Raw genomic sequence first — 18,210 nt, 5'->3', positions numbered from 1 at the left:
GTAGCGCGGCAGGTCATATAAGCTGCCTGCTGCCCTGTATGTTGCCCCTGCCAGCCCCTACTTGCTCAGCCCCACAATAAAAACGCGCCTTGGCTCGATGGTCAGGCGCATTCTGTGAATACGTTACGCGACGTACTGGCGTCGCTCTATCGTGCAGTGCCAGTGTGGCCCTAGCACGCTACCGCAAGTGCATTCTCTGCCACCAGCTCAAGCTGCTCTCTGATAGCGAACAGCAGATGTTCATCCTTATCGCCAGGACGAACCACTTTAAACCCGGGGCGCGGTGAGCGACCCTTGATGTTCTGCCAATCGTCGGCCAATTTAGCGGAATCAGCATTAATGAAGCGACCACGGGTATTGCCATTATCCGTGAACGACTCCGAGAACATGCCGCTGGTAGCGATCATGTCGTAGGTATCAAATTCAACATGGTAGTAGTCGATGCGCTCTACGAAATCATCCTGATAAATGGTGTTGCCATTGATGATATCCATTGCACGCACCAGCACTCCATTGATATGCAGATGGTGCCAGGCTGAGACCACTACCTCGCGCGTTGGCACACCGTTGCCCAGTGCTCCCGGCAGGATATGAACCGGATAGTGTTCGCGTTTTTCCTGGGCAGAAAAATCAGCGCGGAAGCGGGCAGGCTGTATACCAAGCCATTCCACTTTTCTCACACCGGAGAGCGTGATGACTTCATCGCCCTCTTTCAGCGTTTCGACCGCCACTTCGCCGGTTGGCGTAGAAACAAGCGTACCTTTAGTGAAGCAGGTAATACGCTCACCGGTCATCTCATAATATTTATCTGCGAAGCCTTGCTCCAGTTTGAGGGTAAAGTCAGTAGGGTTCTTTGCATTTATATCTCTTATTGCAGCATAGCAGTAACGAACACTCTCAGGACCAGCAGCTCCAACCTGTTTTATTATTATATCAACGGTATTATCTTCAGGCCCATAAACCGGATTAAATATCGCTGGCCCATCTGAAAATCCCGGGAATGTAGTAATACTAACTGGCTCATCAACTTGAGATGCCATTTTTTACTTTCCTTCATTTATTAGTAAGCAAGCCCCACAGGGGAAAACGCACTATATGGCGAGGAAAATACCCGTACAATACCCACTACACCCTTGATAATTCAGGCATAATTAAGTATAGAGCAAACCTCTCACAATTCATTAAATTTGGCGATAAAAAAGCATAAATGCGCATGAGATCGCGCATTACGTTCCAATTAATTGCTTTTTCAACATTAAAAACAAAGATAATATTAAGATTAATAACCAACACTTTCGTCTAACAAAAAACTTTATTAAACATTCAGTTATATTTAAATAAAGGAAAATAATAATACTAAATCCACATCATTCGCGAATTTTCCGCCTCCTATTATTAGGGAAGTATTAAAACTCCCCGTTAACGTGGTTCGCCGAGATAATACCGGCATCAGGGATTAATAATGCTACTCATTACGCACATTGAGCTGCATGACGTTTATGCCAGGGCCAACCAAGCGATTTTTTGCCTTGAGGGCACATCTGGATCCACGTCACTCCTGCAAGCCAGTAACACTTTACGCTCGGGTGCAGAGATTATTTGCCTGACAGGAAAGGCCATACCAGACGTGAAGAAGCCGCCGCGCAGTAGGCTCCACGCGGCGGCTTCAGGTTGTTACAAATGTGTGGCGACTACCAGCCCTGGATGTTTTGCTTCACCAGATCGGCCAGCACAGCAATATGATCCTCGCGATCGTTCAGCGCAGGAATATAGCGGTATTCACCACCGCCTGCCTCTTCATAGCCCTCACGATTCTGAATGGCCAGCTCTTCAAGGGTTTCTAGGCAATCGGCGGCAAAGGCTGGGCTCATGATATCCAGCGCTGCGTGGCGTTTTGTCCTGCCCCACTCTTCCAGAGTGGCATCAGTATAGGGCTTCAACCACTCCTCACGGCCAAAACGCGACTGGAAGGTCATGGTCCATTCGCTGTCATCCAGCTCCAGCGCTTTGGCAACTGAGCGGCTGGTAAGATCACACTCGTCATAATAAGGGTCGCCCTTCTGCTCTACATAGCGTTTGGGCACGCCATGAAATGACATGACCAAATGCCCTTGGCGGCCTCTTTCCTTCCAGTGCTCGCGCACGCTATGCGCCAGCGCCTCTATATAACCGGGATGATCGCAATAACGGCGCACCATGCGCAGCTCAGGAATATCAGTAACGGATTTCAGTGCCTTCGCTACACGGTCGAATACCGATGCCGTAGTAGAGCTTGAATATTGGGGATAGAGCGGCAGCACCAGCACCCGTTCAACCTTCTGACGCCGTAATGAAGCGAGCGCTGCCTCCATTTTGGGGTAGCCATAGGTCATGCCCAGCTCAACCGGCACATCGAAGCCAAACTGCTGCGACAGCGCACGTTTAAGCGCGATCTGCTGACGACGTGAAATCACCAGCAGCGGAGAGCCTTCATTGAACCAGATGGACTGGTAAGCTTCTGCCACCTTTTTGGGCCGGAAGGGCAAGACTGCTCCATAAAGAATCGGCAGCCATAGCGGTCGTGCTACATCCACCACGCGCGGATCAGAGAGGAATTCAGCCAGGTAACGACGCACCGCAGGACGCGTAGGCTCGTCGGGAGTGCCTAGATTGACCAGCAACACTCCAAAACGCGGTTGTGACATAGCTTCACCTCTTGCCTCTGGATTAGGAGATCATGATAGCGCTCTTATCACCCCACCGAGAACGGCGGGAGATGGCTTCGCTGATAGATGGGGCGCAATTATATAGCACGCAGTTGAAAGACGCGGCCTATGGCTCTCTATCAGCTAATATTGAGAAAGGCTATCGGTATTGAAATCGTGAAAGCCAGCGGGAATAAGCACTCACCGAACGATGGTTGTTTGACGGTGGTACAGTCGTGAAGGGAATTCAACAAGAGCGGTAGCCCGCTCCATTACAGATTTAGAAAGCTATCGCTAGAGTAGCAGAGAGGTGGCGGTGTCCCGGACGCGGTCTTCGTTTTGCTCGGTCAGCCAGGCGCGCGTGAAGCCGAGAGTACGTAACGTCTGAGAGGCGCCATCGAGTGAACGGAACATCAGCGGACGGCCCTTCTTGCGCAAGCTGCCGACGTTGCAACGGTTATGCGTTAGCTCGATTTGATAAAGATGCAAGCCGGTAGAGGTCACGATGGTTGGCTCTACATCAAGTGGTGGATATTGCTTTAGTTGTTCGATTTCCATGGATGATCACTCCTTTTATGTACTTTTACCTGTTTTCATCGTCTCCGTTTGAAAATGCGGTAAATACGTGGTGGCAAGCGCCATAGCGAGAGATAGCGTTATCTCTCGGTCACTTGTACTTCCCATTGAACATAGCATTGGAGTATGAAATTAAAATGACGCTGAAGCTCATACTCAAGGCTGCTACCGGCCTTTGCCAAGTGCGTGCGCACCTGCCGCTTTCATTCAATGAATGAACACCCCACCTTAACATCGAAGCAGCACTCGCAATCAAGCCCCCGCATCATGGATGTGAAGGCTTGATAAAACACGTCGCCACGAATCGTGCACATACACTTGAGCAGCCGTGCGTTTGCCACTACTGGCATCGCTCACTTACTGGTTGTAGGTGCTGGGGTCGATCCAGGTACCCAGAGAGTTGCGGTCGATCCACTTGCCGCTTTTCACTTCCTTGTAGCGGAATACCACCTTGTCCCCCGGCGCAAACGGCAGCTCTGCGTCCTCGACCTGGTAGGTATAGGTGTCGCCATCAATCACCAGCGTATGGCGATAAAGATCAGGCATACCCAGCCACTCTTTAAACGGCCCTTCACGCTCCATCTTCTCAAGTGTGCCCTTGCCCTGAAGTTTGGGCTGACGCTGTTGTCCCGAGCGTCGAAATCCTCCAGCCATACCTTCCTACCTATGTGTTGCCATTGAGTAAAACGTTATTCAACTACTCGTCGCCGTACTGACCGTAGCTTTCAGGCGCCAAATCTTCAAACCGCGTGTACTTGCCTACGAAGGCCATATGAACGGTGCCAATGGGGCCATTACGCTGCTTGCCGATGACCAGCTCGGCCAGCCCCTTGTTATCCGGGTTATCGCGGTTATAAACCTCGTCACGGTATACAAAGGCGATCAAATCGGCATCCTGCTCGATCGCTCCCGATTCACGCAAGTCGGACATTACCGGACGCTTGTTGGGGCGCTGCTCAAGGGAGCGGTTAAGCTGCGATAGTGCCACCACCGGGCAACTGAACTCTTTTGCCAGCCCCTTCAAGGAGCGTGATATCTCGGAGATTTCCGCTGTACGGTTCTCAGACATGCCGGGCACCTGCATCAGCTGTAGATAGTCGATCATGATCATGCCAATCGGGCCATTCTCACGCACCAATCGCCTGACCCGAGAGCGCATTTCGTTAGGAGAGAGCGCCGGCGTATCGTCAACAAACAGCTTGCGATCCTTGAGCAGGTTGACCGCTGAGGTGAGCCGCGGCCAGTCTTCGTCTTCAAGCTGACCGGTACGCACCTTGGTCTGGTCAATACGGCCCAGTGACGACACCATACGCAGCATCAACTGCTCGGCGGGCATCTCCATGGAGAAGACCACCGCGGCCACGTCGCCGCTCACCACCGCATGCTCCACCAGGTTCATGGCAAAGGTGGTTTTACCCATCGACGGGCGCCCTGCCACGATCACAAGATCCGACGGTTGCAGGCCGGAAGTCATTTCATCCAGGTCACGAAAACCGGTAGAAAGCCCGGTCATCTGCCCCTTCATGTTGAAAAGCTGGTCGATTTTATCGACAGCCTTGCTCAGCAGACCGCTCATGCCCAGCGGCCCCCCGAACTTGGGACGTGATTCGGAAATCTGGAAGATCAGGCGCTCGGCTTCGTTGACCAGCTCATCGGCAGGGCGACCCTGAGGGGCAAATGCTCCTTCTGCAATCTGGTTAGAGACCTGAATCAGCTTTCTAAGTGTGGCACGTTCGCGCACGATATCAGCATAAGCGCGAATATTACTCGCTGAAGGCGTATTGCGCGCCAGTTCGGCCAAATAGGCCAACCCGCCCACCTGCTCAAGCTGATCGCGCAGCTCCAGCGCTTCGGAGAGGGTAATAACATCGACCACATGACTTTCATCGAGTAGCTGCTTGACCGCATTAAAGATGGCGCGATGCTCGTAGCGGTAGAAGTCATCCGGCACCAGACGTTCCGATACCACTTCCCAGGCAGCGTTATCCAGCAGCAGTCCACCCAGTACGGATTGCTCGGCTTCCAGCGAATGGGGAGGCATCTTTAGCGCATCTGTTTCACGATCGCGCACGTTTGCTTCACTCATAAAAATTCCCGATAACCAAGGCCAGGCTCCCCCGCTATGTCTGGATCGCAGTGACGATCAATGCGTCTATTTTGCCTGAATCGCCCCCGCTCTTCACGGGAAATAGCCGGCTATTTCTGCACGAGAAACCGCCGACATGACAGATTTACAAAGCGACAAGGGGGATGAAAAATCACCCCGCGCCCTGCAAACAAAAGGGACGCCCCCCGAAAGGTGCGTCCCTTGAGCATAGCCCTGCTAAAAATTATTCAGCAGTAACTACAACGCGAACAAGCGCTTCTACGTCAGCGTGCAGGCGCAGTTCGACATCATATTCGCCGGTATTGCGAATAGGGCCTTCCGGCATGCGAACTTCACTTTTAGCGACGTCGATACCCGCCTGGGCAATCGCTTCGGCCAGGTCACGCGGACCGATGGAACCGAACAGTTTGCCTTCATCGCCAGCCTTCGCTACCAGCGACAGCTCAATGTCTGCCAGCTGTGTAGCACGGCTTTCAGCTTCAGCGCGACGCAGCGCAGCTTCCGCTTCAAGCTCGGCACGACGAGCTTCAAATGCTTCAACGTTTTCACGGCTGGCCGGTACGGCGAGACCGTAAGGCACCAGGTAGTTACGACCGTAGCCAGGCTTGACGGTAACCTTGTCACCGAGTTCGCCCAACTTGCCAAAGTTATCGAGCAGAATGACTTCCATCTCGTAGACCTCTTAATGTTTGTTGCTTGCCAATCGACCGCGGATATTCGCGAAAGAGTCGATCAAGGCCAGCAACAGCACTATCAACGTTACAGGCCAGGCTACCAGCACCAGAATGTCGATGATGGCTGCCCACAGCCCATTAATTCCTTTCAGATCGACCACCCCATGCACCAGGGCGATACCTGCTGCCATCAGCGGTAGCCACACCACCACCATGGTGGAAAAGATACCGAGCGCCATGCCAAGCAACGCAATGCCGAAGATAATCAGCAGCTCCACCGGCTTAAGCCGAAGCTTCAGGAACTCTTCGCGCAGGCCGCCAGGGTTGAACAGCCGTGCCTGCCAGTAGCGTGCCAACAGCGTTACGCCAAACGCAACAACCAGCAGCACCAGCCCACTGAGCACGCCCATGACCAGAACACCCAGCGCTTGCGCGTTCAGACCTTGCTCGGCATAGGATGCCAGCATCGCCTTTACTTCGGGCGACTGACGCTGCATCTGCGCCAGCAGTTGATCAGCGTGAGGCGGAATCAAAAGGCCGCTTTGGATCAGTAGTGCAGCCACTACCGACGTGCCAATCAGCGCCCTGCTCCAGCTCACGGTAACGCGCAGCAATAGCGACATCACAATGATCAATACCAGCCCGCACAGCGGCATGACATCACTTTGAATTGCCCATAACAGCGAAGGTACTACCGCCGCTGCCGTCACGGGCAGCGCAGGGGCCGGGCCCTTGCGCAATATCCACAGCGAAGCCACCGCACCTGACAGCCAGAAGCCCCAGGGTAGAATACTGGCAATCAGCGCCACCGCCATAGCATGAAAGCGCTTTGCCAATAGCCAGTTTACGAAGCCTGTCAGCATGGGTTGGGTCGAAACTTACTGGTGGCTGTCGGTGTACGGCAGCAGCGCCAGGTAACGCGCACGCTTGATAGCGGTTGCCAGCTGACGCTGGTAACGAGCGCGAGTACCGGTGATGCGGCTAGGTACAATCTTGCCGGTCTCGGTGATGTAGGACTTCAGTGTGTCGATGTCCTTGTAGTCGATCTGCTTCACGCCTTCAGCGGTGAAACGGCAGAACTTGCGGCGACGGAAAAAGCGTGCCATGGATCAATCCTCCAAACGATGATTATTCAGCAGTAGCGTCTTCAGCTTCGGCGTTTTCTTCACCGCGGCTGGTATCGCTGTCGTTGCTGTTTTTGCTTTCTTCACGATCACGACGGCGACCACCGCGTTCATCGGCAGTTTTCGAGATCGGAGAAGCTTCGGTTACCGCTTCCTGAGCGCGCACGACCAGGTTACGAATAACGGCATCGTTAAAGCGGAAGATGTTTTCCAGCTCAGCGATCACCTCGGAGGTGGTTTCGACATTCATCAGCACGTAGTGCGCTTTATGAATCTTGTTGATCGGGTAAGCCAGGTGACGACGGCCCCAATCTTCCAGACGATGAACAGTACCACCGTTCTCGGTAACGAGATTGGTGTAGCGTTCGATCATCGCCGGAACCTGTTCGCTCTGGTCAGGGTGGACCATGAAGACGATTTCGTAATGACGCATGATATCTCCTTTCGGTTTAACAGCTTCTTCAGCAGTGGTGATAACCGACTGACTAAAAAGCAAGGAGTGAGTCACAGCGGTAGCGCTGGACACTAAAATAGGTACCTGTCAGGTACCCGGGATCGCCCTGATGGCTGCATCCACATGAAGGGGTACAGCTATCGGGGCAGTGTATTCTAGAGATTGAGACGCTGGATCACAAGCGCGGCGTAGAGAAAGACCCGTCTATTGGCTACTGACGCGCTGGCGTACCGATTCGAACAGGCTAATGCCCGCTGCCACGGACACATTAAGGCTCGATACCTGCCCCGCCATGGGGAGCTTGACCAGCTGATCGCAATGTTCACGGGTCAGACGACGCATGCCACTGCCTTCCGCTCCCATCACCAGAGCCGCAGGGCCGCGCAAATCGACATCGAAAAGCGTCTGCTGCGCTTCACCTGCGGTGCCATACACCCAAACGCCCTGCTCACGCAGCGCATCGAGAGTACGCGCCAGATTGGTGACCTGATATACCGGTACTGACTCTGCCGCGCCGGAAGCGATCTTGCGTACCGTGCCGTTGAGCGGTGCAGCGCGATGCTTGGCGACAATCACGCCGTGCCCGCCTGCGGCATCGACATTGCGCAAACAGGCACCAAAATTGTGCGGATCAGTTACCCCATCCAGCACCAGCAATAGTGGTGCGGTCGGCTCATTCCACGATTCCAGCCGCCACAGCAGTGACTGCTCGGCCTGCGCTTGCAGGGCAGGACAGAACGCCACTACCCCCTGATGATTGCCGTTGGCGCTGCTTTGATCAAGCACCTCACGAGTCACCTGGGTTACAGGCGTTCCGCGCTGCTCCGCCAACGCCACCAGTTGAGCGAGCCTGCGCTCGGCGGCTCCCTCTTGCACCCAGAGTGCGAACGGTGCCGGTGCATGTCGCGAGGCCAGCACCGCCTCTACGCTGTGAATGCCATAAACCGTATCGCCCTGGGGGGAAGATGAAGGAGCGCTACGTGGACGCCGGTTTCCCGCCGCTGCGGGGCGGCGCCCTTTTGTTTCACCACGTCGCGCCATCAGTCTTTATCCCTGGAGCCTTCCTGGGAGGCCGCATGAGGCGCTGCATCCCTGGGGGTATCGGCAGCGCCGCCACGGGCCTTGTCACCGGCAGCATCGGCGGCTTCCTGTGAAGCACCATTCACCGAACGCTTGCGCGGCCTGCGCGTACTCTCCTTGCGCTCATCCCACGGCGGCACATCAGCACCACCTGCTTCGCTGGCATTCGTCTGCCCATCACCTTCAGCCTGACGCGGCTTACGACGATCACGCCGCTGCGGGCGACGCTTGCGCCTTTTGTTGCCCTTATCGGCACGACCTTCCTGCTCGGCTTGCTGGGTGCGCGTTTCACGCCTCGGTGCCTTGCTGGCCATCGAGCCATCCTCCGCAATCATGAAATCAATCTTGCGGTCATCAAGATCAACACGAGCGATCTGCACCACTACGCTACCGCCCAGGCGATAGGTAGTACCGGTACGATCCCCCTTGAGCTGATGGCGTTCAGCCTGATACTGGTAGTAGTCGGAGGGCAGCGAACTGATATGCACCAGTCCTTCTACGAAATAGTCGTCGAGGCGTACAAAGATACCGAACTGGGTCACCGAAGCGATGTGGCCCGGCAGCACTTCTCCCACCTTGTCCGCCATGAATTCGCACTTGAGCCAATCCTCGACATCACGGGTCGCCTCGTCGGCGCGCCGCTCGGTCATTGAACAGTGCTCGCCCAGCTCAACCATCTGTGCATCGGTATAAGGGCACCACTGCTGACGTTTCTCGACCGGGGTATCGGCTACGCGAGCCACTTCACTGGACGCTTCACCGCTGCGAATCACCGAACGAATGGCGCGGTGCACCAATAGGTCAGGATAGCGACGGATAGGCGAGGTAAAGTGCGCATAGGCGGCATAGGCCAGCCCGAAGTGACCTTCATTGGCAGGCGAATAGACCGCTTGCGTCATGCTGCGCAGCATTACCGTCTGGATAATGTCAGCGTCAGGACGGTCGGCAATCGCATCACGCAGGGCCTGATAATCCTTGGGCGTAGGCTCTTCACCGCCGCCCAGACTTAGCCCCAGCTCACCGATAAAGGCACGCAGGGTTTGCAGGCGATCACCGGAAGGCCGCTGGTGAATACGGAACAGGGCCGGCAGCTTGTGCTTTTCAAGGAAGCGCGCGGTTGCCACGTTGGCAGCCAGCATGCACTCCTCGATAATCTTGTGCGCCACATTGCGCGAACGCGGCACAATCTTCTCGATCTTGCGCTGGTCATTGAAGACGATCTGCGTTTCCGTGGTTTCGAAATCAATCGCCCCTCGCTTGGTACGCGCTTCGCGCAGGGTGCCATACAAACCGTGCAGATCTTCCAGCGCAGGCAACAGCGCCTTGTACTGCTCACGAAGCTGACGGCCCTCTTCACTTTCGGGGTGCTCAAGTATCTCGCCTACCTTGGTGTAGGTAAGACGTGCATGGGAGCGCATCAGCCCTTCATAGAAGGTATAGCGGCTGATCGCGCCGTTGGCGGTGATATTCATTTCACACACCAGACACAGGCGATCCACTTCCGGATTGATGGAGCACAGCCCATTGGAGAGCAGCTCCGGCAGCATCGGCACTACCTGACCGGGGAAGTAGACCGAATTGCCGCGATTGCGCCCTTCCACATCCATCGGGCTATCAATCCCGACGTAGTACGACACGTCAGCAATCGCTACCAGCAGCTTCCAGCCGCCCGTTTTGGTGCGATACGCATGTACAGCGTCATCGAAATCCTTGGCATCCTCACCGTCGATGGTCACCAGAGGAAGGTCACGGATATCAACGCGGCCATGCTTGTCTTCTTCACGCACTTCAGCAGAGAAGTTCTGGAGCTGCTCTACCACTTCCTCGGGGAATTTATCCGGAATATCGTGATCACGAATGGCGATCTCGATCTCCATGCCGGGGTCCATGCGCTCGCCCAGCACCTCAACCACTTTGCCCTGTGGACGCTGCTTGAGAGTGGGCTGCTGGGTAATCTCAACCGATACCACCTGCCCATCTCTTGCACCGCCGATCTCTTCGGGCGCAATCAGGACTTCATTGGGAATACGGGAGTTTTCCGGCACCAGAGCAGCAAAGCCCTCTTCATGAGTGGCCTGGTCACGGAAAATGCCGGTCAATGTCTGGGTACGCGCCTCCAGCACATCGACAATGGTGCCCTCGGGACGACCGCGCCGGTCACGCCCGCTGATACGCGCTACCACCACATCACCGTTAAAGACGCGGCGCATTTGGCGCGGCGGCAGTACCAGGTCGGGCTTCTCGCCATCCTTGCGTGCCAGAAAGCCGATGCCGTCCCGATGGCCGATCACCCGCCCCTCGATAAGTTCGGAAGGATCAATCGACGCATAGGCACCCTGAGCGGTCTTCAGCACCTGACCATCGCGGGCCATTGCGATCATGCGGCGGCGCACCGCCTCACGCGGCTCCTCTTCCACAAGGCCCAGCAGGTCACTCATTTCTTCATGAGTCAAAGGCGCCTTGTGCTCGGCCAGCCGCTGTTGCAGATATTCGCGGCTGGGCACAGGGTTTTCGTAGTTACTTGACTCTCGAGCGGCATTGGGGTCTTCGCTCAGGGTCCAGGATGTCATGGGCAAATCCCCGGGATAAAAGGTGATAGTAAGCTATTCAAAAAGAAAAAAGGCGTCGTCAGTACGCTTCCAGCGAGCGCGTCTCGACCACTGCTACCGCGCGTAACGCGATGACCTTTGCAGGCATTCGTGGAGCGCCCCTTGCGCGGGCGCAGCGTCACTGCCTGGTGCGGCAAGATCGAGCAATAGGTGCCAGTGCCGCGACTATCGCAGGATGTGGGAGTGCGATGCTTGAAAAGCGTGTGTTTAAAGAGGCAGGAGCTGCTCTCTATCATAGTGGACGTGTTAACCATAGCGGTGAGTATAACTGTCCCCTTCCCGCTAGGGAAATAAAGCGCACGCAGGAAGGGAAACAGCGAAGGCCGGCGCGCCCTTTCTGCCATCAGCGTCTGCTTTATGAGAGAGAAAAACAGGGTCGGAGCGCTATAAGCAGATGTTTCCTGGATTTTTTATTGCGCCACCTATTGCGCTGAACAAAAAAACCGGTATTATTTGCCGCCACTTGGTTCGCACTTTCACTCACGCTCCAACGCGCAAGTGAATGGCAACTCGCCCAGATGGCGGAATTGGTAGACGCGCTAGCTTCAGGTGCTAGTGACCGCAAGGTCGTGGAGGTTCAAGTCCTCTTCTGGGCACCACTTGGTGCATCAGTACACGCGAGCTGCAAGCGACAAGACACAAATTGCCCGGATGGCGGAATTGGTAGACGCGCTAGCTTCAGGTGCTAGTGACCGCAAGGTCGTGGAGGTTCAAGTCCTCTTCCGGGCACCAGCATGTTGTTACTGCACTTCTTGATGAACGCAGTACACAGGCCCAGGTGGCGGAATTGGTAGACGCGCTAGCTTCAGGTGCTAGTGACCGCAAGGTCGTGGAGGTTCAAGTCCTCTCCTGGGCACCATTAATACCCTTCTGATATTCTCTTCAATATCTCTCTGATACTCCCTTCCTCTGCAACACTGCTTTCTTCTGCAACACCTCTTTTTATCGGCTGTTAACGCAACCTCCCTTTCATTCCCCCCTTATCACCCTTTATCAGGATAAGTTCAGCGAACCGTATTCCTGTTGCCCCCTCTATTTACTCGATTGCGTGCAAGCATCTCCCTGCGCTCTCAACCATGCTGTATCTCTACACTTCTTTCAGCTATCCGACTAGCCCTCAGGCTGCCCCAAACAAAGAACGGCCGCTGCTCCATGGCATATGAAGCAGCGGCCGTTCGTGCGTGTCGTCGGATAGATACTAATCGGTACCTGACTGATCCCGCTGCTTCGATACACGGCTACGCGCAGCAGTACCCGCCGTCTTGGCTGCGCCACCGGCAGCAACAATAATGGCAGCGATGGCCAGATACTGCACAATACTTAGCTGCTCATGCAGGAACACCAGCCCCGACAGCGCCCCCACCGCCGGCTCCAGACTCATCAGCATACTGAAAAGACGCGCAGGCATCCGGCGCAGTGCAATCATTTCAAGGCTATAAGGAAGTGCAGTAGAAAGCAGCGCGACGACGGCAGCAAGGGGCCAAAGGTGCGGCACGATAAGATCCGCGCCCAGATTGACCACGCCAATCGGTAGCGCCACAAGCCCCGCCACTACAGTGCCCAGCGCTACGGTATGGCGGCCATGACGGGCACCTGCCTTGCGTCCCCAGATGATATAAAAGCCCCAGCATGCCCCTGCTCCCAGCGCATAGGCAATACCCCGCGGGTCCATATCACCGCCAATCTCACCTACGGGAAGAAGCAGATAGAGACCGAACACCGCCAGCGCTATCCATACCAGATCAAGCACGCGGCGCGATCCCAGCAAGGCGACTGTCAGCGGGCCGGTAAACTCAAGGGCTACCGCAACCCCTAGCGGGATGGTCTCAAGCGCCTGATAGAACAGCATGTTCATGCCGCCCAGCGCCACGCCATACATCAGCAGCGCACGCCCTTTACTGCCTTCGGGCCAACCGCCGCGCCAGGGGCGCATCACGATCACCAGCATGATGGCGGCAAAGCACAAACGCAGCACCGATACTCCCAGCGCCCCCAGATCGGGAAACAGCGTCTTGGCAAGCGATGCCCCAGACTGCACAGAAGTCATGGCGACCAATAGCAACAACACTGGAGCAAGAAAAGAACGAGACGCAGCCACCACACTCCCCCATAGCCAAAGAAACGCAGCGCATCTCAGTGTCGCTATGAAGCGGCACCGACAATGCGCGGCGTTCTGATGAATCCCGACAGCACCTGACAGATGCGTTGGGCATGTAAAATCCTGTCACTGTCGCCATGGCGACAGCGAAGAAGCCTATCATGAGGGCAATGCCAGCCCAACCGGAAAATCCCAACCGTTAATAGCGCGCGGGAAGCCGCGCATAGCGCTCCAGTTCCCAGCCATGGGTGTCAACCTGCTGCTTCAGGCGCTGCTGCTGTGCCGCGGGTAGTTCACTGAAAAAGCGCAGGCCGGTCAGCCGCTCAATGGTGGCAATCGGCACGAGATACTTGTCCAGCGGCTCATTGCCCTTTACGTGCTGCGGCATCAGAAAAGCCAATGCCTTGGCCGGCTCACCATGCTGCCCCGGCGCGACCACAATCTTGTAGAAGGATTGGGGAATCGACACACACACCGGCAGCGAGGGCATATGAGTAAAAGACTCGCGGCATGAACGCAGCCACTGCCAGTTCTGGGTATACACAGGCCCGGTAATCACCCAGAGGGAGCCAAACCGCGGCAGCATTTTATCCATGACCGCCGATTCAAGCCGCTGCCACAGCTTGCGATTAAGCGCAGGGCTTTGCGGTGCCACGTTCGTCATCAGAAAGGTTTGCTGCTGCGCTTGCTTGCCATAAAGACTGGCCATCGCGTAGTTCGGCGCCATATGGCCGCGGTCATAGCCGCTCGCGCTGTACACATCGCTGGTCAGAGGCAACCCCGAACGCCAGTCACGATGAAAACCGGCAGGCCGCTTCAAATGATACCGCGGGTTGGTCGCCTTCAACTGATACTCCACCCACAGCGGCGTCATGCGAATATCTGACCACCCCACCAGGTAGTTGTCGTTACGCAGCACACGATGAAAACTGCGCCAGTCCTGCCATTGGCTGGCGACAGGTACACCCTGCCAGCTCATGGTGGTGCGGCTTTTCAGCTCGCCCACGTACCAGATGACTCCCACAACGCACAGCACCAGCAGCGCCCATGGGCTTTTCTTCGCGCGGCGCACCAGCCACGCCAATGGCGGTGGCACTACCCTGACCAGTCGCTGTAATACCCACCGGATCATGACTGATTAACGGATAAATGCACCGCCCTTGCCATATGCAGTGCCGCTGCCTCCATTGAGGGGTACTTCTCTGCCGATCCTCGCCTGCTACACACCGCTATCTTCCGCCTGCTCATCAAATGCCCAACCTGAAAACGCCCTTAAGGAGAGCGCCCACTTTCAATATTCGAACACTGTACATAAATACACATCAATAAAAAAGCGCGTTGCCTCCGGGAAGCAGCAAAAAATGCGATTTCAGGCGCTGCAATGCGCATTCCATATCTTCATGCAGGCAGCTTTTACGCTGTTGCTGCAACCGCCATTTACGACGATAGGTGAAGGCTACCCTCTCTTTTTGGGTCTGGAAGAGCAGGCTTATCACTTAGTCGAATTTCGGTGACACGAACATGTCACTAAAGTGGCCTCAAGCTACACAACAGGTTGCGAGCAGTGAAATGAAATCGTTTTCACACTGCTCAGCGGCTTCTACTTCATGGAAAAGGTCATTGTCGGTCATGGCTTATATCTCAGCCTACGCTCCCAAGCGCGCTACCATTCTGCAAGTAGCCAAGGATGCAGGGGTATCGAAAACCAGCGTCTCTCGCTATCTGGGCGAAGGCAGACGGCTGCTTTCCGAACCGATGCAAAAGCGTATTGCGCAATCCATCGAGCGACTGAATTTCAAGCCCGACCGTATCGCCAGCAGCCTGCGCGGACGCCGTACCCGCTTGATTGGCATGGTCGTCACCGACATCACGACCCCCTATACCGTCCAGATCATGCGCAGCATCGAGAATGCGTTCTACCAGCGCGGTTACACGCTGGTGGTCTGCAACACCGACAGTGACCCTGAGCTGGAAGCCAACCATCTACAGGTTCTGCAAAGCTATAACGTCGAGGGAATCATCCTGCACACCTCCAGCGGCCTTGGCGACACGCTGGGATCACTACAGCGGGATCATGCGCCGATGGTACTGATTGACCGCACCATCGAAGGTGCCGAGCTGCCGTGCATTTCACTGGATAATGCGCAGGCCATGGCATTGGGCATCGAACACGTTCGTCAGCAGGGCTTTCACCATCTGCTCTATATCACACAGCCGCTGGGCGGATTCAGCTCTCGCGAAGCACGTGCGCGCGCATTTGACGATCAGCTACAGCATCAGCACACCCTCAGCGGCGAGCAGCTTGAACTGAGCGACGAAAACGCGGAAGCCACCCTCATTGAGGCATTGACTCGGCTACTGGAGCAGCATCACGCGCCATGCGTCATGTGCAGTAACGCCAAGGTAGCGCTAAAAACCCTGCGCGTGCTCGACAAGATCGAAGGTATCGGTAAAACCGGATTTATCACCTTTGATGAAGAGGCGTGGTCCCCGCTTGTTGCCGGCGGAATCACCACGATTGCCCAGCCTGCCGATCAGATCGGCGAGCGCGCTGCTACAACACTTTACCGACAGCTGCACGAAGCATCGCCTGCGGCGCAGTCATACTCATTTCCCGCAACACTACATATACGCCGCTCCACTCAAACCGGTGCAGGCGAGCACACTGTTACCCGTCAACGCGCGTCAGTCGCGCAGGGTAAATAAGGAACCTTCTATGTCATCACCTCTCTTTATCTGCGCATCGTCCTATGGCGCCCACTATGCCACCGCCCATGGCCAGGCACAGTGCGCCCATATTGCAGCAGAAGCCGGCGCTACCGGCATCGAGATCCGCCAGGAACTTTTGAGCGAGCACGATCAGCCGCTGGAGACCCTGGGCGAGAAGATTGCCGAACTTGGTCTGGAGTGCCACTACTCCAGCACAGATCTGCTGTGGCTGGGCGAGCACCTCAATGACCGACTGCACGCAGCCATCGAAGATGCCAAAAAGCTGAAAGCGAGCCTGATCAAGGTAGCCATCGGCGCACTTCCTTCCGAAGAGACACGCCGCACCACCCTGGCGCAGTTGGCTGAATGGCTCGAAGGCAGTCAGCTCACTGTGGCGCTGGAAAATGATCAAACCAGCGAAGGCGGCACGCCTGAAGCACTCAGCGCCGCGTTGGAAGCCTTCAAGCAGGCAGGTATCAAGGCCGGTTTCACCTTCGACATCGGCAACTGGCAGTACGTTGGCGTGAACGCCATTGATGCCGCTCATGAGCTGGGCCGCGACGTCATTTATGTTCACTGCAAAGGCGTGCGTCGGGAAGGCAATCAGCTTCATGCCGCACCGCCCAGCCCCAGCGAGCTGGTCGATTGGTCCACCATGTGGAAAGCGTTCCCTCGTCACGTCAAGCGCAGCATCGAATTTCCGCTTGCGGGGGATGACCGCCATGACCATGACAGCCACCAGCTCATCAGCAACTCCGCCTCCTGGGTGACTCGTTTGAGCCATCTCTAATCACGCTACCGTAATGACGCAATATCCCACTGTACCGGGAAAAGGAATCGTTTTCATGAGCAGTTCTGATGCTAACAACAACGCCAAATTCGACTTTGATGTCGTAGGTTTCGGTGAAAGCATGGCGATGTTCGCTGCCCTGGAAGAGGGACCGCTTGAAAGCGTACAGCGTTTTGAGCGCAGCATTGCCGGTGCCGACAGCAATGTCGCCGCGGGTCTGTCGCGCCTGGGCTTCGGCGTACTGTGGTACTCGCGGGTAGGCAACGACAGCCTCGGGCGTTTCATCCTCAATACGCTGAAGTCGGAAGGCATTGATTGCAGCCAGGTCAAGGTTGACGAAGAGGCGTTAACGGGCTGGCAAATCAAGGCGCGCCGCAACGATGGCGGTGATCCTGAAGTGGAGTACTTCCGCAGCGGCAGCGCCGCCAGCCGGATGTGCGCGGATGATCTTACCCCCACCCTCACTACCAGCCGCCATCTGCACTGCACCGGCATTCCGCCGGCCCTGAGTGCCACGGCCCGTGAGCTGAGCCACGCCGCTGTCAAGCGCATGCGTGACGCTGGCCGCAGTATTTCATTCGACACCAATCTGCGCCCTGCCCTGTGGCCCAATCAGGCCACCATGGTCGAGGAGATCAACGCCCTTGCCTGTCAGGCGGACTGGGTACTGCCCGGTCTGGAAGAAGGCGAAATACTTACCGGACGCGCCGATGCCGAAGGCATCGCTGACTTCTACCTCGAACGGGGCGTCAGTGAGGTGGCGATCAAGCTCGGTAGCAAAGGGGCATTTTACAAAAACAGCAGCGGCACACGTTTTGAGCAGCCCTGCTGCTCCGTCACCCGAGTCGTCGATACCGTGGGCGCAGGCGACGGTTTCGCAGTGGGGTTCATCAGCGCACGTCTTGAGGGGCTAACGCCCGAACAGGCCGTGATGCGCGGCGCCTGGATTGGCGCCAGACAGGTACAGGTCGCAGGGGACAACGCAGGACTGCCCTTCCGCAAGGATCTGGCAGAAATCGACCAATAAGCGGTAGCTCTACTGATCGTTCGACTTCATCGCTCAACCACATCACCCAAGCAATGAAGTCGCACCGTCAGCGCTGCTGGCGCGGTCGAGCATTTGACATTCAGGTAACGCCTGGCCTGACGCTGCAAGGCAGCGTACTCGCCACCGACCGCCTCCCGTTGGATCAGAGGCGTTCTACCCACAGAGCAGACAATTGTCAGTTCTTCAATGATGGACGACCAATACCGCTCAATGGACTAACGCCACCATCAGTGCGATAGCCATTGTGCGGCAGGAGA

At 56.0% G+C, this 18,210-nt stretch carries 16 protein-coding genes and 3 tRNA genes; 6 read left to right on the top strand and 13 right to left on the bottom strand.

Annotation, left to right across the window (positions count from 1 at the left end):
* Positions 1-170: 170 nt before the first annotated feature.
* The 11 genes from L881_RS0105855 to rnr all read right to left on the bottom strand — a co-directional run bounded on the left by L881_RS0105855 (position 171) and on the right by rnr (position 11,269).
* Positions 171-1,040 carry a Hint domain-containing protein gene (locus tag L881_RS0105855; RefSeq protein WP_084055407.1) on the bottom strand — a complete coding sequence of 290 codons (870 nt, stop codon included), beginning with the start codon at positions 1,038-1,040 and terminating at the stop codon, positions 171-173.
* 651 nt (positions 1,041-1,691) lie between these two features.
* Entirely contained in the window at positions 1,692-2,684 is a 993-nt protein-coding gene (gene hemH, locus L881_RS0105850) for a ferrochelatase (RefSeq protein ID WP_025732768.1), read from the bottom strand.
* 294 nt (positions 2,685-2,978) lie between these two features.
* Positions 2,979-3,242: a DUF6482 family protein gene (locus L881_RS0105845; RefSeq protein ID WP_025732767.1), complete on the bottom strand. Its 264-nt coding sequence runs from the start codon at positions 3,240-3,242 to the stop codon at positions 2,979-2,981.
* A 375-nt stretch (positions 3,243-3,617) separates the two neighbouring features.
* The gene (locus L881_RS0105840; protein ID WP_025732766.1) at positions 3,618-3,914 is read right to left on the bottom strand and encodes a hypothetical protein; all 297 of its coding nucleotides are present in this window, start codon (positions 3,912-3,914) and stop codon (positions 3,618-3,620) included.
* 43 nt (positions 3,915-3,957) lie between these two features.
* Positions 3,958-5,346, bottom strand: coding sequence for a replicative DNA helicase (gene dnaB, locus L881_RS0105835; protein WP_025732765.1), 1,389 nt, complete (start codon positions 5,344-5,346; stop codon positions 3,958-3,960).
* Between the two features lie 244 nt (positions 5,347-5,590).
* Positions 5,591-6,037 (bottom strand): 50S ribosomal protein L9, encoded by a 447-nt coding sequence (gene rplI, locus L881_RS0105830; RefSeq protein ID WP_025732764.1) that lies wholly within the window; start codon positions 6,035-6,037, stop codon positions 5,591-5,593.
* Positions 6,038-6,049: 12 nt separating this feature from the next.
* Positions 6,050-6,904, bottom strand: coding sequence for a hypothetical protein (locus tag L881_RS0105825; protein ID WP_025732763.1), 855 nt, complete (start codon positions 6,902-6,904; stop codon positions 6,050-6,052).
* Between the two features lie 15 nt (positions 6,905-6,919).
* Positions 6,920-7,147, bottom strand: a complete 228-nt coding sequence (gene rpsR, locus L881_RS0105820) for a 30S ribosomal protein S18 (protein ID WP_025732762.1) — start codon at positions 7,145-7,147, stop codon at positions 6,920-6,922.
* A 22-nt stretch (positions 7,148-7,169) separates the two neighbouring features.
* A complete protein-coding gene (gene rpsF / locus L881_RS0105815; RefSeq protein ID WP_025732761.1) occupies positions 7,170-7,598 on the bottom strand; it encodes a 30S ribosomal protein S6 in 429 nt (142 codons plus the stop codon).
* A 225-nt stretch (positions 7,599-7,823) separates the two neighbouring features.
* Positions 7,824-8,660, bottom strand: a complete 837-nt coding sequence (gene rlmB / locus L881_RS0105810; protein WP_051464803.1) for a 23S rRNA (guanosine(2251)-2'-O)-methyltransferase RlmB — start codon at positions 8,658-8,660, stop codon at positions 7,824-7,826.
* Positions 8,660-11,269: a ribonuclease R gene (rnr, locus tag L881_RS0105805; protein ID WP_025732759.1), complete on the bottom strand. Its 2,610-nt coding sequence runs from the start codon at positions 11,267-11,269 to the stop codon at positions 8,660-8,662. The genes rlmB and rnr overlap by 1 nt, the downstream gene beginning before the upstream one ends.
* Positions 11,270-11,820: 551 nt before the next feature.
* Between rnr and L881_RS0105800 the strand changes: the two genes are divergently transcribed.
* From L881_RS0105800 to L881_RS0105790, 3 genes are all read left to right on the top strand, one after another.
* Positions 11,821-11,907 (top strand) — tRNA-Leu (locus L881_RS0105800).
* 46 nt (positions 11,908-11,953) lie between these two features.
* Positions 11,954-12,040 (top strand) — tRNA-Leu (locus tag L881_RS0105795).
* 40 nt (positions 12,041-12,080) lie between these two features.
* Positions 12,081-12,167 (top strand) — tRNA-Leu (locus tag L881_RS0105790).
* A gap of 339 nt (positions 12,168-12,506) precedes the next feature.
* On the opposite strand, the gene L881_RS0105785 is transcribed toward L881_RS0105790, so the two are convergent.
* Complete coding sequence (locus tag L881_RS0105785) at positions 12,507-13,355, bottom strand: EamA family transporter (protein WP_084055414.1); 849 nt, start codon at positions 13,353-13,355, stop codon at positions 12,507-12,509.
* Between the two features lie 250 nt (positions 13,356-13,605).
* Positions 13,606-14,538 (bottom strand): DNA/RNA non-specific endonuclease, encoded by a 933-nt coding sequence (locus tag L881_RS0105780; RefSeq protein ID WP_051464802.1) that lies wholly within the window; start codon positions 14,536-14,538, stop codon positions 13,606-13,608.
* A 497-nt stretch (positions 14,539-15,035) separates the two neighbouring features.
* On the opposite strand from L881_RS0105780, the gene L881_RS0105770 reads away from it, so the two are divergent.
* Genes L881_RS0105770 through L881_RS0105760 form a run of 3 tightly spaced genes read left to right on the top strand, consistent with a single transcriptional unit; the run spans position 15,036 to position 17,932 of the window.
* On the top strand, positions 15,036-16,112 hold the full coding sequence (locus L881_RS0105770; RefSeq protein WP_025732756.1) for a LacI family DNA-binding transcriptional regulator: 1,077 nt from the start codon (positions 15,036-15,038) through the stop codon (positions 16,110-16,112).
* 10 nt (positions 16,113-16,122) lie between these two features.
* Positions 16,123-16,905 (top strand): sugar phosphate isomerase/epimerase family protein, encoded by a 783-nt coding sequence (locus L881_RS13385; protein WP_025732755.1) that lies wholly within the window; start codon positions 16,123-16,125, stop codon positions 16,903-16,905.
* Positions 16,906-16,960: 55 nt separating this feature from the next.
* Positions 16,961-17,932 carry a sugar kinase gene (locus L881_RS0105760; RefSeq protein ID WP_025732754.1) on the top strand — a complete coding sequence of 324 codons (972 nt, stop codon included), beginning with the start codon at positions 16,961-16,963 and terminating at the stop codon, positions 17,930-17,932.
* Positions 17,933-18,210: the final 278 nt, after the last annotated feature.

It is taken from the genome of Carnimonas nigrificans ATCC BAA-78, assembly GCF_000526695.1.
In the GTDB taxonomy this organism is placed as follows: Bacteria; Pseudomonadota; Gammaproteobacteria; order Pseudomonadales; family Halomonadaceae; genus Carnimonas; species Carnimonas nigrificans.
Note: the sequence above shows the minus strand (reverse complement) of the source record. Positions and strands in the feature narration are given on the sequence as shown.